This is a genomic window from Pseudomonas sp. KBS0707, from assembly GCF_005937945.2.
GTDB classification, from domain to species: domain Bacteria; phylum Pseudomonadota; class Gammaproteobacteria; order Pseudomonadales; family Pseudomonadaceae; genus Aquipseudomonas; species Aquipseudomonas amygdali.
This window is the reverse complement of record NZ_CP041754.1, coordinates 4,362,095-4,386,748: the sequence shown is the minus strand read 5'-3', so window position 1 is coordinate 4,386,748 and position 24,654 is coordinate 4,362,095. Positions and strand designations below refer to the sequence as shown.

The 24,654-nt window shown below is 57.4% G+C and carries 22 protein-coding genes; 8 read left to right on the top strand and 14 right to left on the bottom strand.

Features of this window, described 5'->3' with window-relative positions; genetic code table 11:
* Positions 1–17: 17 nt before the first annotated feature.
* The 5 genes from FFH21_RS20805 to FFH21_RS20780 all read right to left on the bottom strand — a co-directional run bounded on the left by FFH21_RS20805 (position 18) and on the right by FFH21_RS20780 (position 6,538).
* A complete protein-coding gene (locus FFH21_RS20805) occupies positions 18–932 on the bottom strand; it encodes a glutamate/aspartate ABC transporter substrate-binding protein (protein ID WP_004664079.1) in 915 nt (304 codons plus the stop codon).
* A 348-nt stretch (positions 933–1,280) separates the two neighbouring features.
* Positions 1,281–2,819 carry a glycerol-3-phosphate dehydrogenase gene (gene glpD / locus FFH21_RS20800; protein WP_011169331.1) on the bottom strand — a complete coding sequence of 513 codons (1,539 nt, stop codon included), beginning with the start codon at positions 2,817–2,819 and terminating at the stop codon, positions 1,281–1,283.
* A gap of 440 nt (positions 2,820–3,259) precedes the next feature.
* On the bottom strand, positions 3,260–4,015 hold the full coding sequence (locus FFH21_RS20790) for a DeoR/GlpR family transcriptional regulator (RefSeq protein ID WP_011169330.1): 756 nt from the start codon (positions 4,013–4,015) through the stop codon (positions 3,260–3,262).
* 99 nt (positions 4,016–4,114) lie between these two features.
* Positions 4,115–5,620, bottom strand: a complete 1,506-nt coding sequence (gene glpK, locus FFH21_RS20785) for a glycerol kinase GlpK (RefSeq protein ID WP_004658188.1) — start codon at positions 5,618–5,620, stop codon at positions 4,115–4,117.
* Positions 5,621–5,680: 60 nt separating this feature from the next.
* Positions 5,681–6,538 carry an MIP/aquaporin family protein gene (locus FFH21_RS20780; protein ID WP_041924619.1) on the bottom strand — a complete coding sequence of 286 codons (858 nt, stop codon included), beginning with the start codon at positions 6,536–6,538 and terminating at the stop codon, positions 5,681–5,683.
* Positions 6,539–6,878: 340 nt separating this feature from the next.
* On the opposite strand from FFH21_RS20780, the gene ybaK reads away from it, so the two are divergent.
* Positions 6,879–7,349, top strand: coding sequence for a Cys-tRNA(Pro) deacylase (gene ybaK / locus FFH21_RS20775; protein ID WP_011169327.1), 471 nt, complete (start codon positions 6,879–6,881; stop codon positions 7,347–7,349).
* A gap of 8 nt (positions 7,350–7,357) precedes the next feature.
* On the opposite strand, the gene FFH21_RS20770 is transcribed toward ybaK, so the two are convergent.
* Together FFH21_RS20770 and argF are read right to left on the bottom strand one after the other, a co-directional pair.
* Positions 7,358–8,431: an ABC transporter ATP-binding protein gene (locus FFH21_RS20770; RefSeq protein WP_004658185.1), complete on the bottom strand. Its 1,074-nt coding sequence runs from the start codon at positions 8,429–8,431 to the stop codon at positions 7,358–7,360.
* Positions 8,428–9,348: an ornithine carbamoyltransferase gene (gene argF / locus FFH21_RS20765; protein ID WP_011169325.1), complete on the bottom strand. Its 921-nt coding sequence runs from the start codon at positions 9,346–9,348 to the stop codon at positions 8,428–8,430. Before argF ends, FFH21_RS20770 begins: the two co-directional genes overlap by 4 nt.
* Positions 9,349–9,798: 450 nt before the next feature.
* Between argF and FFH21_RS20760 the strand changes: the two genes are divergently transcribed.
* From FFH21_RS20760 to grxD, 3 genes are all read left to right on the top strand, one after another.
* Positions 9,799–10,092: a hypothetical protein gene (locus FFH21_RS20760; protein ID WP_002554854.1), complete on the top strand. Its 294-nt coding sequence runs from the start codon at positions 9,799–9,801 to the stop codon at positions 10,090–10,092.
* Positions 10,093–10,224: 132 nt separating this feature from the next.
* On the top strand, positions 10,225–12,333 hold the full coding sequence (locus FFH21_RS20755; RefSeq protein WP_019741520.1) for a molybdopterin oxidoreductase family protein: 2,109 nt from the start codon (positions 10,225–10,227) through the stop codon (positions 12,331–12,333).
* Between the two features lie 88 nt (positions 12,334–12,421).
* Entirely contained in the window at positions 12,422–12,748 is a 327-nt protein-coding gene (gene grxD, locus FFH21_RS20750; protein WP_002554852.1) for a Grx4 family monothiol glutaredoxin, read from the top strand.
* A gap of 129 nt (positions 12,749–12,877) precedes the next feature.
* On the opposite strand, the gene bfr is transcribed toward grxD, so the two are convergent.
* The 4 genes from bfr to pyrC all read right to left on the bottom strand — a co-directional run bounded on the left by bfr (position 12,878) and on the right by pyrC (position 15,684).
* A complete protein-coding gene (gene bfr, locus FFH21_RS20745; protein WP_002554851.1) occupies positions 12,878–13,348 on the bottom strand; it encodes a bacterioferritin in 471 nt (156 codons plus the stop codon).
* A gap of 201 nt (positions 13,349–13,549) precedes the next feature.
* Positions 13,550–13,768 (bottom strand): bacterioferritin-associated ferredoxin, encoded by a 219-nt coding sequence (locus FFH21_RS20740; RefSeq protein WP_002554850.1) that lies wholly within the window; start codon positions 13,766–13,768, stop codon positions 13,550–13,552.
* 198 nt (positions 13,769–13,966) lie between these two features.
* Positions 13,967–14,644, bottom strand: coding sequence for a ribonuclease T (gene rnt, locus FFH21_RS20735; RefSeq protein ID WP_002554849.1), 678 nt, complete (start codon positions 14,642–14,644; stop codon positions 13,967–13,969).
* Entirely contained in the window at positions 14,641–15,684 is a 1,044-nt protein-coding gene (gene pyrC / locus FFH21_RS20730; RefSeq protein WP_002554848.1) for a dihydroorotase, read from the bottom strand. Before pyrC ends, rnt begins: the two co-directional genes overlap by 4 nt.
* Positions 15,685–15,833: 149 nt before the next feature.
* Here pyrC and FFH21_RS20725 point away from each other — a divergent pair, with 149 nt between their 5' ends.
* Together FFH21_RS20725 and FFH21_RS20720 are read left to right on the top strand one after the other, a co-directional pair.
* Positions 15,834–16,739, top strand: a complete 906-nt coding sequence (locus FFH21_RS20725; RefSeq protein ID WP_004658181.1) for an OmpA family protein — start codon at positions 15,834–15,836, stop codon at positions 16,737–16,739.
* A gap of 120 nt (positions 16,740–16,859) precedes the next feature.
* A complete protein-coding gene (locus tag FFH21_RS20720; RefSeq protein ID WP_003412906.1) occupies positions 16,860–18,077 on the top strand; it encodes an argininosuccinate synthase in 1,218 nt (405 codons plus the stop codon).
* 434 nt (positions 18,078–18,511) lie between these two features.
* Here the strand turns inward: FFH21_RS20720 and FFH21_RS20715 are convergent, their stop codons facing one another.
* Positions 18,512–18,976 carry a hypothetical protein gene (locus FFH21_RS20715; RefSeq protein ID WP_011169323.1) on the bottom strand — a complete coding sequence of 155 codons (465 nt, stop codon included), beginning with the start codon at positions 18,974–18,976 and terminating at the stop codon, positions 18,512–18,514.
* A gap of 217 nt (positions 18,977–19,193) precedes the next feature.
* On the opposite strand from FFH21_RS20715, the gene FFH21_RS20710 reads away from it, so the two are divergent.
* Both FFH21_RS20710 and FFH21_RS20705 read left to right on the top strand, forming a co-directional pair.
* Entirely contained in the window at positions 19,194–20,297 is a 1,104-nt protein-coding gene (locus FFH21_RS20710) for an IS5-like element ISPsy19 family transposase (protein ID WP_004663854.1), read from the top strand.
* A 256-nt stretch (positions 20,298–20,553) separates the two neighbouring features.
* Positions 20,554–21,300 (top strand): tellurite resistance TerB family protein, encoded by a 747-nt coding sequence (locus tag FFH21_RS20705; protein WP_011169322.1) that lies wholly within the window; start codon positions 20,554–20,556, stop codon positions 21,298–21,300.
* A gap of 57 nt (positions 21,301–21,357) precedes the next feature.
* On the opposite strand, the gene FFH21_RS31155 is transcribed toward FFH21_RS20705, so the two are convergent.
* Positions 21,358–22,224 (bottom strand): NEL-type E3 ubiquitin ligase domain-containing protein, encoded by an 867-nt coding sequence (locus FFH21_RS31155; protein WP_050772274.1) that lies wholly within the window; start codon positions 22,222–22,224, stop codon positions 21,358–21,360.
* A complete protein-coding gene (locus FFH21_RS20700) occupies positions 22,221–24,374 on the bottom strand; it encodes a dermonecrotic toxin domain-containing protein (RefSeq protein WP_050772273.1) in 2,154 nt (717 codons plus the stop codon). The genes FFH21_RS31155 and FFH21_RS20700 overlap by 4 nt, the downstream gene beginning before the upstream one ends.
* Positions 24,375–24,654 lie beyond the last annotated feature (280 nt).

The following is a 24,654-nucleotide window of genomic DNA, read 5'->3' as shown; positions in this document are numbered from 1 at the left end:
CTGGCTGAACCGGTTGCTCAGGCTTTCTTGTCTTCTGCGGCCTTGTCGGTCGGGTTCTGAATCAGTTCCTTGAGCTTGTCGCTCATCGGGAAATTCAGATTCAGCCCTTTAGGCGGGACGGGGGACATGAACCACTTGCTGTAGATGGCATTGATGTCGCCAGACTTGTAGGTGGCAACAATGGCGTCATCCACTGCCTTCTTGAACGGGGCATCGCCCTTGCGGACCATGCAGCCGTAGATTTCGTAGGATTGCGCAGTACCGGTCACTGCCCAGTCATCCGGCTTCTTGGCCTTGGCCATCTCGCCGGCCAGCAGCGCGTCGTCCATCATGAATGCGACCGCACGGCCAGACTCAAGCATCTGGAAGGATTCGCCGTGGTCCTTGGCCGAGATCACGTTCATGCCCATCTGCTTGTCGGCGTTCATCGCCTTGAGGATGCGCTCGGACGTTGTGCCCGCGGTGGTCACGACGTTCTTGCCTTTCAGGTCATCGAAGTCTTTGTAGCTGGAGTCTTTTTTCGACAGCAGGCGCGTGCCGACTTCGAAGATGCCGATGGAGAAGTCGACCTGCTGCTGACGCTCGACATTGTTGGTGGTCGAACCACATTCAACGTCGACGGTGCCGTTCTGAACCAGCGGAATACGGGTCTGAGACGTTACCAGGTTGTACTTGACCTTGAGGTCAGGCATGTCGAGGTCTTTCTTGATGGCTTCGACGATTTTCAGCTGGATGTCATGCGAGTAGCCCATCGGTACGCCAGAAGCGTCTGCGATGTAGGAAAACGGAATGGACGCGTCACGGTGGCCCAGCGTGATGGTGCCGGATTCCTTGATTTTCTTCAGGGTGCCGGTAAGTTCGGCGGCGAAAACCGGGGTGCTGATCAGAGCGGCAGTGATTGCTACGCCCAACAGATGGGGAACGATGCGCATTGATGAATCCTTGATTTCATTTTTATTGATGGGGCCGCAATGGGAGGCAGCCCGCTTCTTGGCGAATGCTTCAACGGCGTCCAGATCCAGACACACGCCCTGTCGAAACGCTCGGTTCAGAGTGTAGAGCATGAGTCGTGCCAAGCAGCTTGAATCAATCAAGGCTATGAATTTAAAGGATTTTATTCGTGGTTGAATGCGACGCCCGGAATCGAAGCGTCCGGGAAGCCGAATCAGGCAGAGCGAAATGTTCGGAAAACCGAATGCAACGGAGTATTCAGGGGGAGGGCGATGCAGAGGAACAAACCTGTTCGCCGCGCGATGGGCGAACAGGTGGTATGCGAGCTATCAGGCAGCCTCGATAGCGGCCTTGTTGCGCACAACAGTTTCCAGGTAGCTGCGCACAGCGGCCTGTTCTTCAGGCGTGGTGAACAAGCCAAGCTTGGTACGGCGCCACAGGATGTCTTCGATGCTGGTAGCCCATTCCTGGTCGCACAGGTAATCGACCTCTCGAGTGTACAGACCTGCACCCAGATGCTGGCCGAGGTCTTCCAGACCTTGCGCGCCTTCCAGCAAACGCCAGCTGCGGCTGCCGTAGGTAATCGCCCAGCGTTTGGCGATAGGCGTGGGCAGCCAACTGAAGCGCCGGGTCATTTCTGCTGCCAGGGCTTCTGGCGTGCTCATGTCTTCGCCGCCGGGCAGAGCAGCCTTGGCCGTCCAGCTCGGTTTCATCTGTTTGAAGAATGGTGCCAACTGCGTCATCGTCGATTCGGCCAGCTTGCGGTAGGTGGTCAGCTTGCCGCCGAACACCGACAGAATTGGCGCCTCGTCCGCGCCGCCTGACAACGAAAGCGTGTAATCACGGGTAATGGCAGACGGATTATCGGACTCGTCGTTGCACAGCGGGCGCACGCCAGAGAATGTGTGGAGCACGTCTGCGCGACTCAGCTGTTTCTTGAAGTGGTCGTTGGCCACTTTCAGCACGTAATCCATCTCGCCTTCGGTGATGTCCACCTTGTTCGGATCGCCCTGATACTCACGGTCGGTGGTGCCGACGATGGTGAAGTGCTCCAGGTACGGAATCGTGAACACGATGCGCTTGTCTTCGTTCTGCAGAATGAACGCGTGCTCACCCTCGTACAGTTTCGGCACGATCAGGTGGCTGCCTTGAATCAGGCGGATGCCGTAAGCCGAATCGAGCTTGAGGTCTTCACGGATGAACTTGGCCACCCACGGGCCTGCCGCATTGACCAATGCCTTGGCGTGGATCGAGAACAGGCTGCCGTCGCTGCGCTCAAGATGCAGATGCCACATGCCCTTGATACGGCGGGCGCTGACACAGCGAGTCTGAGTATGAATGTGCGCGCCGTTTTCACGCGCGGCCAGGGCGTTGAGCACCACCAGACGAGCGTCGTCAACCCAGCAATCGGAGTATTCGAAGCCGCGGGTGATGCTTGAGTTCAGTGGGCTGTCTGCGCCAAAACGAATGGTTTTCGAAGCGGGCAGCTTTTCGCGCTTGCCGAGGTTGTCATACAGGAACATGCCGGCACGAATCATCCACGCTGGACGCAGGTGCGGGCGGTGCGGCAAGACAAAACGCATGGGTTTAACGATGTGCGGCGCCTTGGTAAGCAACACTTCGCGCTCTGCGAGTGCCTCGCGGACCAGGCGGAATTCGTAGTGCTCAAGATAGCGCAGGCCGCCATGAATCAGCTTGCTGCTGGCCGAGGACGTGTGGCTGGCCAGGTCGTCCTTTTCGCAAAGAAAAACCGACAGGCCGCGGCCGGAGGCATCCGCCGCAATACCGACACCATTGATGCCACCGCCAATAACGGCGATGTCGTAAACCTCGGAGAGGGGTTGGGTTGGCACGGTAGTGTGGGGCATTGGTGGCCTCCTGGACAATTCGTGAGCAAAGCTCGAAAGGCGAATCTGAACATTAATGTTCACTTTCGAAAATAATAGCTCAATAAAATTGCCCTTGCCAGCACGTATCGATTGAAAATACTGATGGTGGAGTCAGGAAAAGAACAAAAATGAACATTGTAGGGCGAGATGTTATGCGCGGGATGATCGTACTTTCTGATGCTTTTCGTTCTGCACGTGCCAGCCTAGACACCTCTCGTGTCTCAGGCTCCAGCGGGAATGCAGATCGCGACGCTCTGGCCGCACGAGGACGCAGAGCGTCCAGAAAGGCATGCGACGCGGAGCGTCGCACGATATTCGGCGCTCTGCGTCACACATCTGCGCCGCGCCTCATATTCAGGATAGGGCGCAGAGTGTCCAGAACGGCATGCATTTTCGCGGACAACGCTCGTTCCTGACAATCACACTACTTCCAGACGAATCTTATGCTGAGTCAGCAACTGCTGCAGCGCGGGCACAGGTGGCTGATCGGTTACCAGGCAGTCGATGAGGGTGATTGGCCCCAAGCGGACCATCGCATTACGCCCGAACTTGCTGGAGTCAGCCGCCAGCAGCACTTTGCGTGCGTTGGCGATGATCGCCTGGGAAACCCGTACTTCCTGATAATCGAAATCCAGCAGGCTGCCGTCTTCATCAATACCGCTGATGCCGACCAGGGCGAAGTCCACCTTGAACTGGGTAATGAAGTCGATACTTCCCTGGCCTACGACGCCGCCGTCACGACGCACATTGCCGCCCGCTATCAGCACCTCGAAATCATCCTTGGTACTGAGGATCGATGCCACATGCAGGTTATTGGTGATGATCTTCAGGTTGTTGTGGTTGAGCAGGGCGCGGGCGATGGATTCGGTGGTGGTGCCGATATTGATGAACAACGAGGCGTTGTCCGGGATCTGCGCGGCGATGGCCTCGGCTATCCGTTGTTTTTCGTCGCGCATCTGATCCGCACGCATGGCGTAGGCGGTGTTTTCGATGCTGGAGTCATAGGCCGCGCCGCCGTGGTAGCGACGCAGCAGATTCATTTCCGCCAGTTGATTGATATCACGGCGGATGGTTTGTGGGGTCACGACGAACAGCGTCGCCATTTCCTCAATGCTGACGTAACCACGGTCACGGACCAGTTCGAGGATCTGTTGTTGGCGGGGAGGCAGGTTCATTGTTTTTCCTTGAGCGCCCTCTGCAAATGGCGCCCATCATGCCGCAGGCAAGTGTGACCTGTCAGCCGGAATCCTGTCCCCTCCGCACAACAGCGGGTATCACTCTTCGTTTTCGTGCGGTTCCCAGTCACGGGTGCGCGCGACAGCTTTTTGCCAGCCCGCGTAGAGTTTCTCGCGGTGGGCCTCTTCGCAGGAAGGTTCGAACACGCGCTCGATCACCGCCTTGTTGCGCAACTCGTCCAGGCTGCTCCAGAACCCGATCGCCAGACCGGCCAGGAACGCGGCGCCCAAGGCTGTTGTTTCACGCATTTGCGGGCGTTCGACGTGGGTGCCGAGAATGTCCGCCTGGAACTGCATCAGGAAGTTGTTGGCCACGGCACCGCCGTCCACGCGCAGTGACTTGAGGCGTTCGCCGGAGTCCTGCTGCATGGCATCAAGTACGTCGCGGGTCTGGTAAGCGATGGATTCCAGCGCAGCACGGATGATGTGATCAACCTTCACGCCACGGGTCAGGCCGAACAGTGCGCCTCGTGCATACGGGTCCCAGTAGGGCGCACCCAGACCGGTGAACGCGGGCACCAGATACACGCCGTTGCTGTCCTTGACCTTGCTGGCAAAGTATTCGGTGTCCAGCGCGTCGTTGATGAGTTTGAGTTCGTCGCGCAGCCACTGCACGGTCGAGCCACCGTTGAACACGGCACCTTCCAGTGCATAAGCCACTTCACCGCGAGGCCCGCAGCCAATGGTAGTCAGCATGCCATGCGCCGATTTCACCGCTTTCTTGCCGGTGTTCATCAGCAGGAAGCAGCCGGTGCCGTAGGTGTTCTTGGCCTGGCCGGGTTCGACACACATCTGGCCGAACAACGCCGCCTGTTGGTCGCCTGCGATACCGGCAATCGGGATGCCGCTCTTGCTGTGGCCGTAGACCTCGGAGGAGGCTTTGACCTCTGGCAGTATCTCGCGCGGGATGTCCAGCACGTCGAGCATGCGCTGATCCCATTCCAGCGTATGGATATTGAACAGCATGGTCCGCGAGGCGTTGGTGTAGTCGGTGACGTGAACCTTGCCGCCGGTGAATTTCCAGATCAGCCAGGTATCGATGGTGCCGAACATCAGCTCGCCTTTGCGGGCGCGCTCGCGGCTGCCTTCGACGTTGTCCAGAATCCACTTGACCTTGGAGCCGGAGAAGTACGGGTCAATCACCAGACCTGTGGTGTCCTTGATGTACTCCTCAAGACCGTCGCGCTTGAGCTGCTGGCAGATCTCGGTGCTGCGGCGGCACTGCCAGACGATTGCGTTGTAGATCGGGCGGCCGGTGTCGCGCTCCCAGATGACCGTGGTTTCACGCTGGTTGGTGATACCGATGGCGGCGATCTGGTTGTGGTGCAGATCGGCCTGCGCCAGCGCCTTGGTCATGCAGGCCGTCTGGGTGGCAAAGATTTCCATCGGGTCATGCTCGACCCAGCCTGCCTGCGGATAGTGCTGTACGAATTCGCTTTGGGCAGTGCTCACCACGTTGGCATCGCGGTCGAAAATAATGGCGCGCGAGCTGGTGGTGCCCTGGTCAAGAGCAATGATGTAGTTCTTGTTCTGTGTGTCAGTCATGTCGATTGCCTTGCATTGTTGGGTGGGATTCAGTTGGGTGAGATTCAAATTGAGTGAAATTCAATATGAAGCCTGAACTTTGCCGCGAACCGCTGGAGCATTTTTTTCGTTTTCAACAGGATCGGCACTCGGCAGATGACGCGCAATCAGCGCGCGATAGCCTGCAGCACCAAGGCAGGCACCCAGGATGGGCGCAAAAATCGGAACCAGGACATAAGGAATGTCACGACCACCGGTGAAGGCTATTTCACCCCAGCCAGCGAAGAACGTCATCAGCTTTGGACCGAAGTCGCGCGCCGGGTTCATGGCAAAACCGGTCAGCGGGCCCATCGAGCTGCCGATCACCGCCACCAGCAGGCCTATAAGCAAGGGTGCCAGCGGGCCGCGCGGCAAACCGTTGCTGTCATCGCCCAGAGCCATGATGACGCCCATCAGAATGGTGGTGATGACCACTTCGACCAGAAACGCCTGACCCACGGAAATGGCAGGGTTTGGATAGGTCGAGAACACCGACGCCAGTTCAAGGCTCTGTTCGCTGCCGCGAATGATGTGGTGAGCATGTTCGAAGTCGAAAAAAAGACTGATGTACAACAGGTACACCAAGCCAGCTCCGCAGAACGCGCCTGCGATTTGCGCCGAGATATAAAAAGGCAATTTGCGTTTTTCGAAACCGGCAAACAGACTCAGCGCGATGCTGACGGCCGGGTTGAGGTGGGCACCTGAAATGCCGGCGCTGAGGTAAATCCCCATGCTGACGGCCATGCCCCAGATGATGCAGATTTCCCACAAGCCGAAAGTGGCTCCCGCGACCTTGAGCGCTGCAACGCATCCTGTGCCGAAAAAAATCATCAGGGCTGTGCCAAGAAATTCAGCTACACATTGCCCGGTGAGTGTCGGTTGTTTTAGTGCGATGGTCATGGATACCTCATTTTTGTTTTTGTCTCGGCACCCTGAGACAGGCATGGGTGCTCGTTATTCGTGCGTATCAGAAAAACCCCATTTCTGATCGCTGGTGCGAGTTATACCGAAAAACCGCTTTCGATAATATTCGTAAACGAAAAAATATAGACAAGAAACAACGCTGTCAAAGGTCGGAACCGAACGGTCATGGAGTGGATACGAGCCCGCACAGCCGCTTTATACAGGGATTTTATGGCTGTTACCAAAAAGCCATCAGTGTTGCAGGTGGCGTGAATCAAGGCATGTTCACTTTACTTGGCTTAAAGTGGCAGGCAGTCGGAAGCCTAGGGAGCGTTGCATGACCCCTGCACTGGATTTACTGAAAAAACTTCGCGCCGAACATCGTATCCACAGTTACGAACACGATCCCAAAGCAGCGTCATATGGGCTGGAAGCAGCGGAAAAGCTGGGGCTGGAGCCCGCGCGGGTTTTCAGGACATTGTTGGCCAGTACCGAAAAAGGCGAGTTACTGGTCGCCGTAGTGCCGGTCGTCGGAACGCTTGATCTGAAGGCTCTGGCACAGGCCGCCGGGGCGAAAAAAACCGAAATGGCTGACCCCGCGGCGGCGCAGCGCTCAACGGGCTACCTGTTGGGTGGCATCAGCCCACTGGGCCAGAAGAAGCGCCTGCGTACGTTCATTGACGACACAGCGCAGGGTTTTGAGAGTATTTACGTCAGCGCCGGGAGGAGGGGGCTGGAGGTTGAGCTTTCGGCAGCCGTGCTGGCCGAGCATACGCAGGCTCGGTTCGCACCGATTGGCAGGGAATAAGCTGCGGCTCAGTGATTTACCGTATGCGCCGCGACGCTGCCTGGCGCTGCAAACAGCACCAGATGGTCAGCTGCCACCCGAATACCGACTTCCTCGCCCTGGCTGTGATCGGCATGACTGGGGAAAATGGCTTCAAGTTGGCTGCCGGTAGACAGCTGCAGGCGATACAGCGTCGATGCGCCCTGAAATGTTCGACCGATTACCCGCGCTTTCAGGTCGCTTTGCGGCGCGTAGACGATATCGTCAGGTCGCAGCAAGACATCCACGGCGCTGCCGCTGACGCCCGGATATGCCCGGTTGCCACGCAGAACACCCAGTTCGGTGCGCACCGATTCGGGGTCTATCATCTGCCCGCGAATGAAATACCCTTGGCCAATGAAGCTGGCAACAAAGGGTGTGCGAGGTTCGTGATACAGGTTGTAAGGCGTATCCCACTGCTCCAGGCGACCCTCCTTGAATACGCCGACATGATCGCTGACCGCGAAAGCCTCTTCCTGATCATGGGTCACCAGAATGGCACTGGTGCCACGCGCCTTGAGAATATCGCGCACCTCATGGCTCAGACGTCTACGCAATTCGCCATCCAGGTTGGAGAAGGGTTCATCGAGCAACAACAGTTGTGGCTCTGGTGCGAGCGCCCTGGCCAGGGCCACTCGTTGCTGCTGCCCACCGGACAACTCGTGAGGGTAGCGTTTGCCCAGGGCGCCGAGGTTGACCAGTTCAAGCAACTCGGCGACTACCTGATCCAGCCGCGGGTGGTTGCGAATGCCGAATGCGATGTTCTCGGCGACGCTCAGGTGCGGGAACAGCGCGTAATCCTGAAACACCATGCCGATGCGACGCTTCTCCGGTGCCAGAGTCCAGCCCGGGCGGGAAATGACTTCGCCTGCCAGGGTTATCTCCCCTGCATGTATCGGCTCGAAACCGGCAATCGCACGCAGTGTGGTGGTCTTGCCGCAGCCCGATGAACCCAGCAGGCAGCCGATATCGCCCGCGTTAAGGTGCAGGTTCAACTCCTGCACCACGCGCTGATTCTGATAGCCGCACGCCAGATTGCGCAGGTTCAGCAGCAACTGACTCATGCGCGCTGGTGGGACGGCGCGACGAGAAACTCCAGCAACGCTTTCTGCGCGTGCAGGCGATTCTCTGCCTGATCCCATGCGACCGAACGCGAATCATCCAGCAGATCTACACTGATTTCTTCGCCACGGTGGGCAGGCAGACAGTGCATGAACAGTACGTCCTTCTCGGCCAGGTCGAGCGAGGCGCGCGTTACCTGAAACGGTGCGAACAACGCCATGCGCCGAGCGGTTTCCTCTTCCTGACCCATGGAGGTCCACACGTCGGTGCTGACCAGGTGTGCACCGGCGACTGCTGCTTTCGGGTCGCGAACAATGGTCACTCGCTCACCGGCCAGCGCCAGGAACTCGGGGTTCGGCTCGTAACCGGCAGGGCAGGCCACGCGCAATTGGAAGTCGAACTGAATGGCCGCTTCTATATAGCTATTGCACATGTTGTTGCCATCGCCGATCCAGGCGACGGTCTTGCCTTTGATCGAGCCGCGATGCTCCAGAAAGGTTTGCATGTCGGCCAGCAACTGGCATGGGTGCAGGTCATCCGACAGACCATTGATAACCGGAACGCGGGAATTGGCGGCGAATTCGGTCAGATTACTGTGCGCGTAGGTACGGATCATTACCGCATCGAGCATGCGTGACATCACTTTTGCGCTGTCGGCAATTGGCTCGCCACGGCCCAATTGGGTGTCGCGATGGGACAAAAAGATGGCCTGGCCACCCAACTGAATCATCCCTGCTTCAAAAGAAAGACGGGTACGTGTCGAGGATTTCTCGAAAATCATCCCCAATACCCGGTTCTTCAGCGGCTCAAAAAGCTCACCGCGAATTCGCAGGTCTTTGAGCTCTACTCCACGACGGATCAAGCCCAAGAGTTCATCTGGGGTGTAATCCATCATCGAGAGAAAGTGCCTGGCGTTCATGATTAACTACCTTTTTTGCAACAGACCGCAGGTTATCAAAGCCGGTTTTTATCGGGAAAACGGGCGAGACCTGCGGCGGAAGCCGCACGAGGCGACGAATAAGAAAGGCGCGATAGTATAAAAAAATGTCGCGTCTTACCAATAGCATGCTGTTTTCTGAAACACCGATGTCACTGGCGCTCCCTTTCAGGGGGCACTGTTATTCTTTGTTGACGAGTTAAAAACTGGCTAAGCTGATGAGGCCAATAGCCATCTCTGCTTTTTCCGAAGGCAGCATTTGTACACTGCTCAAATAGCGCTTGGCAATTAGTACCAATCCTGCAACAGTCCGGGTTTGCGCGGGTGCGCTGAATGCGACCCGCTTCACGGGCTGGAAACAAGGACCGTTTCTTTAATGCCGGGCGTAGGTTATAAATCGTTGCCGATACATTACTGATCGAGGGGTGGGGAATGGACTCAAAAGAGCGTCAACTAACGGAGTTACTCGGGCTGACCGCCCGCACGCTTACCCATTTGACCGCCTCAATGACCTCGATGTCCTTTGAGTTGCTGCGCAGCGAGGACGAAGTCACGCGTAATGCGGGGCGGCGCATGATTGATCGCATGGCGACCATCAGCTCAGGGCTCGACGAGCACTGGCGCCTGATCGGTGACCTGACCGGTGTTCACCTGGCTCAGGAGCAGGTCGAAACCGTCACTGAAATCCAGCTACAGCGCAAGGTCGTCACGCCTATCGGCGGCTGATACGGTCTACTCATCGGCGCGCCTGATGCTCCCCGATTCACATGACAAACGTCAGTGGCGCGGGGTATTGGCAGCGGCCATAGTGCTTGTCAGGCAATCAACCGGATTGCCACGACAAGATCTGAGGCTGTGATGACCCGGACTGAACACTACCGCGCCTGCCACCTGTGCGAGGCCATTTGCGGTCTTGCCATCGAGACCGTTACCGAGCCGGATTCTGCCCCGCGCATCACCTCGATCAAGGGTGACCCGCTGGACACTTTCAGCCGTGGCCACATCTGCCCCAAGGCTGTTGCCCTGCAAGACATCCAGAACGACCCCGACCGCTTGCGTCAGCCGATGCTGCGCAGTGGTGATGAATGGCGGCCGATTGCCTGGCAGGCCGCGTTCGATATGGTGGCAGAGCGGCTTTACGCCATTCAACAGCGCCATGGGCAGAACACGGTAGCGGTTTATCAGGGTAACCCCAGCGTGCACAACTATGGGCTGATGACCCACAGCAATTACTTTCTCGGTCTGCTCAAGACCCGCAATCGTTTTTCGGCGACGTCGGTCGATCAGTTGCCGCACCACCTCACCAGTTTCCTGATGTATGGCCACGGCATGCTGTTGCCGATTCCGGATATCGATCACACCGACTTCATGCTGATCCTGGGTGGCAACCCATTGGCGTCCAACGGCAGCATCATGACCGTGCCGGATGTTGAGAAGCGTCTGAAAGCCATCCAGCAGCGCGGCGGCAAACTGGTGGTCATCGACCCGCGCCGCAGTGAGACGGCGGCCATCGCCGACCAGCACCTGTTCGTGCGTCCGGGCGGTGATGCAGCGCTGCTGTTCGGGCTGCTCAATACTCTGTTTGAAGAAGGCCTGACTCGCGAGAGTCACTTGCCTATCGATGGCCTGGATCAGGTGCGACACGCCATTGCAGGTTTCACTGCGCAGGCCATGAGCCCACGCTGCGGCATTGCTGCCGAGCAGATCCGGCAACTGGCGCGGGATTTTGCTGCAGCCGACAAGGCGGTCTGTTATGGCCGAATGGGGGTGTCGACCCAGGCCTTCGGCACGCTGTGTCACTGGTTGGCGCAACTGATCAATCTGGTGACCGGCAACCTGGATCGCGTGGGCGGAACGCTGTGTACGGAGCCCGCAGTTGACCTCGTCAGTTCGACTTCGGGCGGCCATTTCAATCTATGGCAAAGCCGGGTGTCCGGCCTGCCTGAGTACGGCGGCGAGTTGCCGGTTTCAGCGCTCGCCGAGGAAATGCTCGTGGACGGGGAAGGGCAGGTTCGCGCGCTGGTGACTATCGCGGGTAACCCGGTTCTGTCCACCCCCAATGGCCGTCAGTTGGAACAGGCGCTCGAAGGTCTGGAGTTCATGCTCAGCATTGATCTGTACATCAACGAAACCACCCGCCACGCCGACTTGATCCTGCCGTCCACCTCAGCGTTGGAAAACGATCACTACGACACCACCTTCAATACCTTGGCAGTGCGCAACGTCACTCGCTTCAATCAGGCCATTTTCGACAAGCCCGAAGGTGCGCTGCATGACTGGGAGATCTTTGTCGGTCTGGCCAGATCATTTGCAGCTCAGGCGCAGCGTGAACTCAAACCGACCCTGCCACCCGCGCAGATGATCGATCGCGGGTTGCGCGCAGGCTTCTATGGCGATGCATCGCCGCACAAACTGTCACTGGAAACGCTGGCCAGTCACCCGCATGGGCTTGATCTGGGCGCGTTGAAGCCTAACCTCACCGAACGCCTGAAAACCGCCAATGGGCGGATTCAGGCGGCCCCAGAGGTCATCATGGCCGACCTGACGCGCTTCGCTGCCGATACCGCTCCCGATTCCGGAGCATTGTTGCTGATTGGTCGTCGGCACGTGCGCAGCAATAATTCGTGGATGCACAACTATCACAGGCTGGTAAAAGGCAAGCCCCGGCATCAATTGCTGATGCACCCTGACGATCTTGCCTGTCGTGGTTTGAGCGATGGCCAGCAGGTTCGGGTCAGCTCCCGGGTCGGGACGATCGAGGTGCAGGTGTTGGGCAGTCTGGACATGATGCCCGGAGTGGTCAGCCTGCCGCATGGCTGGGGGCATTCGCGTGCGGGGGTGAAAATGGATATTGCCCGGAGTCAGCCAGGGGTGAGCGCCAATGACCTGACCGACGAACGGCAACTCGACGTACTCTCCGGCAATGCGGCGTTGAACGGTGTGCCGGTACAGGTGGCTGCCTGTTAAGACTCAAGACAGAGCGTCATGCTCGGGATTTCGTTACAATGCGCCACCGTGCCGACAACTGAGTCGGATATTTCAGCCGAGGTGCTCCATGGATATCATCGAAACGATCAAAGAGCAGATTGCCAACAACACCATTCTGCTTTACATGAAAGGCGCTCCGAATGCCCCTCAATGCGGCTTTTCGGCCAAGGCTTCCCAGGCATTGATGGCGTGTGGCGAAAAATTTGCCTACGTCGACATTCTGCAAAACCCTGAAATTCGCGCCAACCTGCCAAAGTACGCCAACTGGCCGACTTTCCCGCAATTGTGGGTGGCTGGCGAACTGGTCGGCGGTAGCGACATCATCACCGAAATGATGGCTGATGGTTCGCTGCAAACTCTGGTCAAGGAAGCATCGGCCGCCAAAGCCGAGTAAAGCCTTGCGCTGCAGCGTGGGCACGATCGTCGAGATTATCGTGCCCTGCGCTCAAGCATTGGTTTTACGCACAAGAAAAAGCCCGCTCTCGATTGAGGCGGGCTTTTTCATTGCAACGCAACCGGTAAATCAGTCGCCCATCTGCGACTGCAGGTAGTTCTCGATACCGACCTTGACGATCAGACCCAGCTGGGTCTCGAGCCAGTCGATTTGCTCTTCCTTGGGCTCGAGGATGTCTTCCAGCAGTTCACGGCTGCCGAAGTCACCTACCGTTTCGAAGTGAGCGATGGCCGCTTTCAGATCAGCCAGGCCTTTCTGCTCGATCTTCAGGTCGCACTCCAGCATTTCCTTGGTGTGCTCGCCAATCAGGATCTTGCCCAGATCCTGCAGGTTTGGCAGCCCTTCAAGGAACAGCGTGCGCTTGATCAGCTTGTCGGCATACTTCATCGCATGGATGGATTCTTTGTACTCATGGCCGCCGAGCTTTTTCAGACCCCAGTCTTCATACATGCGCGCATGCAGGAAATACTGATTGATGGCGACCAGCTCGTTTCCGAGGATCTTGTTGAGATGCTGGATGACTGTAATGTCGCCTTTCATGTTCGAGGTCCTGCCGGTGGCTTGTGTATATAAGCGCCGAGTGTGAGCCGCGCTTAAACGCCTGTCAAACCTAAGCTGTTGAATAATAAGTGAATTTAAATAGGAATAAGAATGTTTGAGTTCCGCATCTTGACGCTAAGCGCTTGAATTACAGGCATAAAAAAACCGGGCAGGGTGCCCGGTTCTTTAAAAGAGGGGTATTCAGGCAGCTGAAAATTCTGCTGGATAGGCCAGCGATGCCTGAGTGGTTTGCAGTTCTGTCAGCGTGTCACGCACCACTTCCTTCGCAAGGCAGGCGCATTTTCCGCATTTACTCGCAACACCCAGCGTTTCACGGACTTCACGATAACTGCAGCAGCCTTCCAGAATTGCATCCCGGATTTGACCGTCTGTGACACCTTGGCAAAGACAAACATACATAAGCTATTGACCGTCGCTGGTTTATTGCTTGGTGCCGAGGAGCTTAATGTTAATGAGAATGCTTGTCAAAACTGTTTTGGGTTCGATTCAGGTAGAACGATGAGTGGTTGTTTTCAGAGTCAGCGTATCCAGATATCCCGTTCCAGACAGGCACGAAAAAACCGGCGCGAAGCCGGTCCGTTCAATGGCGTGCCGACCTTAGTCGTCGAAGTCTTCCCAGCCGCCCATTTCCTTCCAGCGGTTGACGATGCCGCAGAACAGCTCTGCAGTCTTCTCGGTGTCGTAGCGAGCCGAGTGGGCCTCGCGGCCGTCGAAGTCGATTCCGGCAGCCTGGCAGGCCTTGGCCAGCACGGTCTGACCGTAGGCCAGGCCTGCGAGGGTAGCGGTGTCGAAGCTTGAGAACGGGTGAAACGGGTTGCGCTTCATGTCCATTCGCGCGACAGCGGCATTGACGAAGCCGAGGTCGAAGCTGGCGTTGTGGCCGACCAGCACGGCGCGTTTGCAGCCATTGGCCTTGAGAGCCTTGCGCACGCCGCGGAAGATGTCGTTCATTGCGGTTTCTTCGCTGACCGCCATGCGCAACGGGTGATCCAGCTTGATACCGGTAAACTCCAGCGCAGCGGCTTCGATGTTGGCACCTTCGAACGGCTCTACGCGGAAGAAATAGGTGTGTTCCGGGAACACGAAGCCTCTTTCATCCATGCCGATGGTCACGGCAGCAATTTCCAGCAGTGCGTCGGTGGCTGAGTTGAAACCGCCGGTTTCTACGTCGACGACCACGGGCAGGTAGCCGCGAAAGCGTGCTGCCATCGGGTGACGAGAACCGCCGCCACCGCCGTGGCCTTCGTGTTCGTCGTCAAAATGATCTTCACTCACGCGTGTTCCTCCAGACGCCAGCGCAGTTTTTCACCAGCGCGCAGCGGGATAACGGTCAACTCGCCAAACGGCAGGCTGGCAGGGGCGGTCCACTCGTCACGCACCAGCGTGATGGTGTCCTGATTGGCGGGCAGGCCGTAGAACGCCGGACCGTGAAGGCTGGCGAAGCCTTCCAGTTTGTCCAGAGCGTTACGCTGCTCGAAAGCTTCTGCATACAATTCGATGGCCGCGTAGGCGGTGTAGCAACCGGCGCAACCGCAAGCGTTTTCTTTGGCGTGTTGGGCGTGCGGTGCCGAGTCGGTACCCAGGAAGAACTTGCCGCTGCCACTGGTGGCGGCGTCGAGCAGGGAGGCCTGATGCGTATTGCGCTTGAGAATGGGCAGGCAATAGAAGTGCGGGCGAATGCCGCCAACCAGCATGTGATTACGGTTGTACAGCAGGTGATGCGCGGTGATGGTGGCTGCGACATTGGCCGATGCTTCATTGACGAACTGCACCGCTTCACCGGTGGTGATGTGTTCAAACACCACTTTTAGCGTCGGGAAGCGTTCGACTACACGACGCAGGTGCTCATCAATGAAAACCTTTTCGCGATCGAATACGTCGATCTCGCCGCGCGTCACTTCCCCGTGTACCAGCAGGAGCATGCCGACTTCAGCCATGGCTTCGAGGGCAGGGAAGATCTTGTCGATGCTGGTGACACCGGAATCGGAGTTGGTGGTTGCACCGGCCGGATACAGCTTGGCGGCGTGCACGAAGCCACTGGCTTTCGCGGTACGGATGTCTTCAGGCGTGGTCTGGTCGGTGAGGTACAGCACCATCAACGGCTCGAAGCGGCTGCCGGCCGGGCGTGCAGCCAGAATGCGCTGACGATAGGCATCGGCTTGCTGCGCGTTGCGCACCGGAGGCACGAGGTTGGGCATGATGATTGCGCGGCCAAAAGTTCGCGCTACGTCAGCAACGGTATGAGGCAAGACAGCTCCGTCACGGAGGTGAATGTGCCAGTCGTCGGGACGCAGGAGGGTCAGGCGGTCAGACATTGGGGATTCCAGGCGGGTCAAACTCGCTGGGAATGCTACCGGAAAAGACTCTCTCAGGCATCCGCTATCAAGTTTTGCACGAAGTTACCGATAGCCCCCTTGTCAGTCAGTCATTTTTTGTTTCGCGTTTATTTCCAGTGGAGCCTCCCGTGCGCCAGCGATATTTAGCCCTGCTCAGCATGTTTGCCAGCCTCCCGGCGATGGCTATCAGTTTCCAGACACGTCTGGAGAGCATCGAGTGGAAGGTCGAAGGCGATCAGTTCGAATGCCGCCTGACTCAGCCGATCACCGACTTCGGTGCCGGTGAGTTCGTGCGCCGTGCCGGTGAGCAGGCGACGTTTCGCCTCAAGGCTTCATACAACATGCTGGGCAACGGTTCCGCAACGCTGCTGGCCGCCGCAGCACCGTGGCAGCCAGGGCGCGGTGATATCAATCTGGGTTCGGTGCGCGTCAGCAATGGCGACATACCCTTCAATACTTCCCAGGCACAGGCCGGGCGCCTGATCAGTGGTCTGATGGACGGTCGCAGCCCGCTTATCCGTCACTACACCCGTGACGGTGGCCAGATGGAAGTGCGCCTGTTGCCGGTCAAGTTCAGCAAGGCGTTCAGCGATTACCAGGCGTGCACAGCCAAACTTCTGCCGATGAACTTCGATCAGGTCAAACAGGCTGAAGTGGGATTTCCCGGTGGCGGTATTGAACTGGATGCCCGTGCCAAGGCGCGTCTGGACAACATGGTGGCCTATCTGAAGGCCGACCCGACGGTTAACCGTATCGAGCTTGACGGCCATTCGGATAACAGTGGCAATCGACTCACGAACCGTGACCTTTCCCGCCGCCGTGCGCTGGCGGTCATGGACTACTTCAAGGCTCAGGGTATCCCCGAGCAGCAAATCACCCTGCGGTTTCACGGCGAACGCTACCCGCTGGTGCCCAACACCAATGAGGCCAATCGTGCGCGCAACCGCCGCGTGAACGTGCATCTGGAGCGTGTTGCGCCCGATGAGCGTCCGGTACCGGTAGCCTCTGCGGTCAGTGCAGCGCACACGTCCTGAGGGCTGCATAACGCTCCTGCCAAACGTCGCCTTGTCGTCACAAGCTGTCGCGCCCCTGTAAATTTGCTGGTTTGAACGGTAGAATCAGCGGTTTTCCGTACAACCCGGTGGAGTGATGGCATGGCGGACGTAAACAAGGTAGTTCTCGCGTATTCCGGTGGCCTGGATACTTCGGTAATCCTCAAGTGGCTGCAAGATACGTACAACTGCGAAGTGGTGACCTTTACCGCTGACCTGGGTCAGGGTGAAGAAGTCGAGCCGGCGCGCGCCAAGGCTCAGGCCATGGGCGTGAAAGAAATCTACATCGATGACCTGCGCGAAGAATTCGTGCGTGATTTCGTGTTCCCGATGTTCCGTGCCAACACCGTCTATGAAGGCGAGTACCTGCTGGGCACTTCCATCGCTCGCCCGCTGATCGCCAAGCGCCTGATCGAGATCGCCAACGAAACCGGCGCTGATGCCATTTCCCATGGTGCCACCGGCAAAGGCAACGATCAGGTGCGTTTCGAATTGGGCGCCTACGCGCTCAAGCCAGGGGTCAAAGTGATTGCTCCGTGGCGTGAATGGGACCTGCTGTCTCGTGAAAAGCTGATGGACTACGCCGAGAAGCACAACATTCCGATCGAGCGTCACGGCAAGAAGAAATCCCCGTACTCGATGGATGCCAATCTGCTGCACATCTCCTATGAGGGCGGCGTGCTGGAAGACACCTGGACCGAGCACGAAGAAGACATGTGGCGCTGGACCAAGTCCCCTGAGGACGCGCCGAACGTTGCAACTTATCTGGAGCTGACCTACCGCAATGGCGACATCGTTGCGCTGGACGGCGTTGAGATGACGCCTGCCACTGTGTTGGCGACCCTGAACCGCATCGGTGGCGAAAACGGCATCGGACGTCTGGATATCGTTGAAAACCGCTACGTGGGCATGAAGTCCCGTGGCTGCTACGAGACACCGGGCGGCACCATCATGCTGCGCGCTCACCGCGCCATTGAATCGATCACCCTGGACCGTGAAGTCGCCCACCTCAAGGACGAACTGATGGCCAAGTACGCCAGCCTGATCTACACCGGTTACTGGTGGAGCCCGGAGCGTCTTATGCTGCAGCAGATGATCGACGCGTCTCAGGCCCATGTGAACGGTGTTGTACGTCTGAAGCTTTATAAGGGCAATGTGATCGTCACCGGTCGCAAGTCGGACGATTCATTGTTCGATGCCAATATTGCTACCTTTGAAGATGACGCAGGCGCCTATGATCAGGCTGATGCGGCAGGCTTCATAAAGCTCAATGCCTTGCGTATGCGTATTGCTGCGAATAAAGGCCGCAAGCTGTTCTGATGCTGCTGGTTGTTCGATGAGTGCAGCCCTGGCGGGGCTGCACTTTAAACCCGGGTTCCCCGTCACGCCTGTAAAGCGTCAACGCCTGTAGCCATTTCTCAAATTCAGGCTCCCTGACAAGTTACTCATTGTTCATGAGTGTTTCGAAACCGTCCTGCCGGACACTCAATGTGTTTTCGGTGTTGCAGTGCGCGTTTGATATTGACAGCGTATTTCCTTCGGCAAGTCATGTAAGAAGTCTTTAGCCGGGTGCAGGCGATCATGTACCACCGCCTATGTACTCATTAAATCCGTTCTTACCGTTCATGGCGAAAAGCGCAGGTGTGCTTTTGGTTTTTTCCTACAGTAGCTGTCGAAGTTAAAAGCAAGGGGCCTGGTGCTTTCTGCGTGGCAGTCGAAACTTATGCACTCGGTACCTGTTTTAGAGTCTGGCCTCAGGGCGTGTCGCTATCGCGTTGCTGCCTGAACTCGAATCGATAGGCTTTGCCGATATTCCATACCTGGCGAAGGCTCAGGTCCAGTACCTGGGCAATCTCGGCTGCGGTATAGCCCAGCGCCGAGTAATGCATGGCGTGGCCGGCCACCACGTCGTCGATATCCGTAGTGTCATGACGGGCGTCCCTGCGGGTGGTGAGCATGGGCTGACTGACAGCGATCGTCACACCGTTTTCGGTGGCCAGTTGGCGAAGGTCTTTTTTATTCATGCGTAATGAATATTGCAGCGCTGTGAAGCCTGCGCCCTTGGCGGCCAGGTATTTGAGTTGTTCAAGCTTGCCAGCGTGTTCAGGCCCGTCTGGCAGGGTTGGTGCTGTATCAGTTGAGGAAGGGTTTGATGCGCCTGCCATCTCTCCATCGGGTATGACTGCAATAATACCGCCTTTGGCAACAAAGTTTTCCACAGCGGTGATTAACTCAGAGGCGGTGGGTATTGATGAGCGCGTGCGCGCATATCTAGGTATCCTCTGAAAAAGCCCATTTTTTTGGAGAGGAACCGGGCTGGAGCGCCTGTATTTACTGGCTTCGACTTTTGAAGAAAAGGCTTTTTCAGACCTTCCCTAGAGGGTGTAGACAAAATAAATTAAACTTTCACTCCCTTGTCTGAATAGCCCTCAAGCCATGCCTAAAACCGGACGTCCTCGCTCGATTGCCGCCGAGCACTATCCCGTGCTGGTGAAACTCGCTCATGCACAGCCCTATTCCAGCCAGGCCGAATTGGCGCTCGTATTCTTCGCCGAAACCGGTATCACTGCGCATCCCGACACCTTTGCAAAAGCGTTGAAAATGGCAGGGATTACGCGTGTAAAGCAGCGGGCCAAGGGAAGTTTTCAGTCACCTGAACCTAATAAAGCCTATGGCTACAATGAAACCCACCGCCGCCAACTGCCGGAGCAGCTATATCCGAGTTGCTTGACAGATACCGAGTGGGCACTGGTCGCCGACCTGTTTGAAAGCCAGGGCGGACGAGGAGTGCCACCGCTTCACTCTCGGCGCACGTTGCTGGAAGCCTGTTGCTATGTCGTACGCACGGGGTGCTCATGGCGAATGCTACCCCGCGATTTTCCTCATTGGGACAATGTCTACAAAACGTTCCGCCGGTGGAGCGCTCAAGGCAAGTTCGAGCAAATGCATGATCGCTTGCGAGCTCAATGGCGTGAGCGGGAAGAACGCGCTGACAGCCCGTCAGCAGCGATCCTGGATTCACAGTCGACCCGCAGTTCTCCTCAAGGCGGTGACAGCGGCTACGACGCGGGCAAAAAAGTCAAGGGGCGTAAACGAAGTCTGATTGTCGATACATTGGGCCTGCTGCTGGCTGTCAGTATCAGTGCTGCAAGCGTGCAGGATCGTGACGCGGCGGATGATGCGGTGGCGTACTCGAAGGAAAAATATCCGTCACTGAGCACGCTTTTTGTTGATAGTGCGTACGCAGGAAAATGGGCACAGCGCACCCATCAACTGCACGCTATCGATGTTCAAGTGATCCGTGGCCCGAATAACAGAAGAACAGGGCAATGGCACTCTGAACAAGGCGATCTATTTTCCGTGGAGCCTGTTCAGACTGGATTTGTGGTCATGCCCAAGCGATGGGTAGTGGAGCGAACTCATGCCTGGAATGAGAGAGCTCGGCGACTGATCATGCATCATGATCGCCTTTTTGCGGTAAGCGAGGCATGGGTTTGGTTGGCCGAGGCTCGAATACTCGCGCGCCGACTCACTACATGATTTTGTCTACACCCTCTTAAGGTTGATCGATCTGGACGAGCAGTCTTTTTAACTGCTTTTCGTACCGGCTGCTCCACTATTGACCCCTTATCAGAGCCGCGCGTTGCACGTGTTTCGCTGATATCGGGAATGATTGGATGAATGGGGCTGGCCGGGAATCGTAACATTCGGAAGCACACCGGTAATCTTGAGTCAGTGACTTCCTGTCAACTTGTTGGTCAATCACTCATCTGACAAACCTTGTAGGAGGCTTTCTGTGAATACGCGTGGCTTACTCGATCAGTTGCTCAAATCCGGACAAAGCATGTTGCAGGACAAGGCTAACGGCAAATCCGCCAAGCAGTCTTCGGGCAGCGACTCATTGATCAATGGTCTGGGCAGTTTGCTCGGCGGCGGTAAAGGCCAAGGGACCTCTCAGAGCGGTCTTGGCGGTCTGCTGTCCGGCGCCGGTGGCGGTGCGCTGGCTGCAGGTGCCATGAGCCTTCTGCGCGGCAAACGCTCGCGCGGTATGGGCGGTAAGGTACTGACTTACGGAGGCTTGGCGGCATTGGGCGTACTGGCCTATAAGGCCTATAACAACTGGCAGTCCAGTCAGGGCCTCGTCGGTCAGCGTGAGCCGCAAACCATTGATCGCTTGCCCGAGGCTGAAGCCGAGCAGCACAGCCAGGCTATCCTGCGTGCATTGGTCGCCGCTGCAAAAGCCGATGGTCATGTAGATGAGCGTGAGCGAGAACTGATCGAGGGCGAGTTCAGCAAATTGAACAGCGATCAGGCGCTTCAGCAATGGCTTCAGGCCGAGCTGAACAAACCGCTGGACCCGGTAGAAGTGGCTCGCGCTGCGACCACGCATGAAATGGCAGCAGAAATGTATATCGCCAGTGTCATGCTGGTGGATGAAGAGCACTTCATGGAGCGCGCCTATCTCGATGAGCTGGCGCGCCAGTTGAAACTGGAGCCCGGTCTCAAGGCCGAGCTGGAAGCACAGGTGCGGAGCGCCGAGTAAGCTGCCACGTCCGCTGCCGGGCCGCCTGGCGCACTGTGCGTCAGGCGGCCCATGCCATCAATGATGCTCCAGCCCCTCGGCGTTGGTCAGCTCCCTTATCAGCACTTTTTGCTGTGCCTTGAAGCTGGCTTCGAATTCCCGAATGCGTCTTTCGTATTCCGGATTGTCCAGGCTGATGTTGCGCTGTTCGAATTCGTCGGTGAGCCGGGTCAGGTCAGTCCTGTAAAGATGTTCGAGTTCATCGAACCGTCCAGCATGGGTTTCGCGCAGATAGTTGATCCAGTAATCCTGCTGCTCGGCGAAGCGCAGGAATGGTTCGCCTTGTTCTCCGGACTGCACGCGAAGCAGGGCTGTCTCGAACTCACCCGGCCTGATGGCGGCGTGGGCCTGATACAACATGCCTTCCGGTGGTACGGGCAGGTCCAGCGCGCTTGCCCAGTGTATGCGATACGCCAGACGAACTTCAGCTTCATCGCGGCCCCCGGTCTGCTCTCGGGCAGCAGCATCCAGTTCGGACAGGCGATAAAGCCGGGTTGTCAGCCTGTACAGCAATGCACCTCGCTGCTCCGGCACAACATCGTGCAGTGACTGACGAATGAACACCATCACCTCCATCTGGTTGAACTCCAGCAGGATGCCGTCCGGGCAGGTGTTGTTGTCACGGAACAGCCTGAGTAGTTCTTCGGCGATAGCACTCAGGGTCGTTCCCAGTTGAGGGTCCTGACTGACCGCGCCGAGTACTCGCCAGACGCGTTCCTGCAGTGCTGCCCGGCTGGCGGTATTGCGATAGTCGGCACTGTGGCGCAGCGAACCGATCAGGTCCAATAGCCTTCGGTTGTGGTCGCTGATCTCCAGTTGCTCCCAGAGCGCACGCCGCGTGGCGCTGAGCGGGCTGCTGTCATCCAGCCAGGGGTCGGCAGTCACTGGCTCTGGAGTCGATTCCCGACTGTCTTCTGACTCGTAGTCTGATATTGATGAGTCCGAATCATGCTGCTCCGTCCAGTCCATCGCTGCGAGTTCGGGTGGCAGGTCCATGGGCGGCGCTGCTCGGCCAGTGCCTGGCGCATCACGGATTCAGGTGTGTTGCTGACTTTTATGATGCGTCTGGCTGCGCTGTCGGGGAACGCTTCGCTGGAATATCCCAGCCGTCGGAACAGCGTCAGGCCTTCCATCTCCAGCAGGCGATCAAGCTCATGCAACCAGGCCCCAGCACCGTTGTGGCGCAAGGCGGGCTGGTAGCTGTCCGGACGGCTCGGGTGCTCCATCAAATAACCATCGCCGGTCGGGGCAGGGATCACCGAATAGGTGCGTCCTTCAAGTGGCAGCCACTGCTTGCCTTGCCATGTATACAGGCCTGTGGCGTTGGGCAGCAGACCCTTTGGCAGCACGATGTCATGGCTAAAGGGTGTCAGGTCCGGTTTCCAGAGACGAGTCATTCCACTCGGTAATTCCACGGGTTTGAGGCCGTTTACGAACTCGGGCACTTGTATCGCAGGTATGCCTGCTGAGCCCGTCGCCGCAGCGCCAAGGGCCGACATCAGGGCAATATTCTCCACCACGTCGAACAGGTAGGCGAGCGCCTGCTGTTTTTCGTCCTTGGCCCAGCTTTCTATGCCCTCATAGACTTCATGGGCCAACTGAATGGCTGTGACGGCCATCATCACTTCGCCCAATACCGGAACGACAAAAGCGGCGATGTTCAAGACGTCGAAGGCTTTGTCCTTAAAGTACTGCACACGCTCGTCGACAGTTTTCTGGTCCTGCGCCGCCGTCGGCACGCCATGAAACAGCGCATTGTCCTTCAAGGCTGCACGTTTGCGATCGTACAGGGCCTCCGGCAAGGGGCCTTGCAGAGGAGTCTCTCTCAGGTCCAGCCGGGCGTTTCGGTCCGCTTCACGTTCCAGCCACTGGCGCTCGAAGAACCCCCCTTTCTTGACTTTGGGGTGCAGACGCTCGGACAGCTTTTCAAACAAGGCACTTAGATGGCGCGCCGGTATGAAACGCATGAAAAAATTCAGATATCCATCGATGAACATCCGGTCGCGCAACGAGTTTATAAACGCCTCGACCGAGTCGTATTCCTTCAATGGCGCAACCGGATCGTCTGGAATGTAGACGACAATTTTTTCTGCCTGAGTTGCCATGTCGCGGTCTTTGCCAATAACGAACGGGCCGTCAAGTTCGACATCCCCCAGGCACAGCACGCTGCAGTTGACCGGCCTGTTATCAAGTCGGACGTTTTGCTTGCCGTCGAGAATATCCAGTAACGCGCCCTGCAATGGCGGGCTGACAAGTTCCTGCAGGGAGGCAATCTGCAGTTGAAGCCGGATGGACGATGACTGAAGTTTCAGGAAGTCCTTGCGCAGCCTGGATGCCGCAGCGTCCGCCGTTTCTTCGGGTGTCGAAGGTGCATTGAAGACGGACTCCAGGTGGGTCTGGTATTTACCGCCCAGGTCCAGCTCGCGGCACATCGCTGCGAACCCGGTCGCAGATATCGGCAAGGACTGGCCGGCGATCTGTTGACCGATGATTTCAAAGGCGGAAAACACCTGAGCCTCTATGCCCGAGTCCGAATCCATCGCGCCAGGCGCGGTTTCCCACTTTTCGAAATTCTGCAGCGCAGCCTTGAGCAGGCTCTGACAGGCGGCCCTCAAGGCAATGTTGGCTTGAGTTATGGGGTCTCGGGATGCCGCCAGGAACGACTGGTCGACCTTGGCCCGGCTGGCGTGAAACAGCCAGGTCCGGGCGACGTCGACGTCCAGACCGAAGCGGTCCTTGATCGCCGCCGTCAGAAGAGGGGTCGCGAAGTCTTCCAGTGTCGAGAGGCGATCAAGCGTCGGACGAACCTTTTGTTCATTCTGGCGATGCTCGGCATAGAGCTGCTGAAGTTTATCGACTTGCTCCAGGCTGGACGTGCGCGCGCTCGTCAGCCATTGCAAGGGGCGTCCGGAGGTTTTGCGCAGAGTTGCATGGGTTGACGGTTCTGCGTCAAGCAGCCATCGGGGTGATTTATCTTTTATAAGTTGCACATGCGGGGCGGCAGGTGCCTTGCCCGGCGAAGTTTGGTCCAGCATTGAAGTGCCTTGTCGTGAGTGAGCAGGCGACAAAGCTTACGTTTGAGGTCAGGCCGGCAAGTGCTAACTATTTATCGGCTGCACAGGTTCCTGACGTGTTGTGTTCAAGTAGTGGTGGCAAGTGCCGACAAGAAGGCAGGAAAGCGGGTTAATGAGCAGGTGCGATGATTTGGTTTTTCATTCCCCGTGTACCCGTTGACGGCTGGGCTATACTCACGCCGCTTGGACCGCTCGTCGGTCCGCTTCTTGAACACGGCCCGATGCCGTCGTTGAACTCTTG

Bases quoted from the DNA above. Each gene is read 5' to 3' on its own strand.
- FFH21_RS20720 (WP_003412906.1), top strand. From the start codon at position 16,860: ATGGCGGACGTAAACAAGGTAGTTCTCGCGTATTCCGGTGGCCTGGAT.
- FFH21_RS20805 (WP_004664079.1), bottom strand. From the start codon at position 932: ATGCGCATCGTTCCCCATCTGTTGGGCGTAGCAATCACTGCCGCTCTG.
- argF (WP_011169325.1), bottom strand. From the start codon at position 9,348: ATGAACGCCAGGCACTTTCTCTCGATGATGGATTACACCCCAGATGAA.
- FFH21_RS20700 (WP_050772273.1), bottom strand. From the start codon at position 24,374: ATGCTGGACCAAACTTCGCCGGGCAAGGCACCTGCCGCCCCGCATGTG.
- FFH21_RS20780 (WP_041924619.1), bottom strand. From the start codon at position 6,538: ATGACCATCGCACTAAAACAACCGACACTCACCGGGCAATGTGTAGCT.
- pyrC (WP_002554848.1), bottom strand. From the start codon at position 15,684: ATGTCTGACCGCCTGACCCTCCTGCGTCCCGACGACTGGCACATTCAC.
- ybaK (WP_011169327.1), top strand. From the start codon at position 6,879: ATGACCCCTGCACTGGATTTACTGAAAAAACTTCGCGCCGAACATCGT.
- FFH21_RS20760 (WP_002554854.1), top strand. From the start codon at position 9,799: ATGGACTCAAAAGAGCGTCAACTAACGGAGTTACTCGGGCTGACCGCC.
- glpK (WP_004658188.1), bottom strand. From the start codon at position 5,620: ATGACTGACACACAGAACAAGAACTACATCATTGCTCTTGACCAGGGC.
- FFH21_RS20790 (WP_011169330.1), bottom strand. From the start codon at position 4,015: ATGAACCTGCCTCCCCGCCAACAACAGATCCTCGAACTGGTCCGTGAC.
- FFH21_RS20755 (WP_019741520.1), top strand. From the start codon at position 10,225: ATGACCCGGACTGAACACTACCGCGCCTGCCACCTGTGCGAGGCCATT.
- glpD (WP_011169331.1), bottom strand. From the start codon at position 2,819: ATGCCCCACACTACCGTGCCAACCCAACCCCTCTCCGAGGTTTACGAC.
- grxD (WP_002554852.1), top strand. From the start codon at position 12,422: ATGGATATCATCGAAACGATCAAAGAGCAGATTGCCAACAACACCATT.
- FFH21_RS20740 (WP_002554850.1), bottom strand. From the start codon at position 13,768: ATGTATGTTTGTCTTTGCCAAGGTGTCACAGACGGTCAAATCCGGGAT.
- bfr (WP_002554851.1), bottom strand. From the start codon at position 13,348: ATGAAAGGCGACATTACAGTCATCCAGCATCTCAACAAGATCCTCGGA.
- FFH21_RS20770 (WP_004658185.1), bottom strand. From the start codon at position 8,431: ATGAGTCAGTTGCTGCTGAACCTGCGCAATCTGGCGTGCGGCTATCAG.
- FFH21_RS20710 (WP_004663854.1), top strand. From the start codon at position 19,194: ATGCCTAAAACCGGACGTCCTCGCTCGATTGCCGCCGAGCACTATCCC.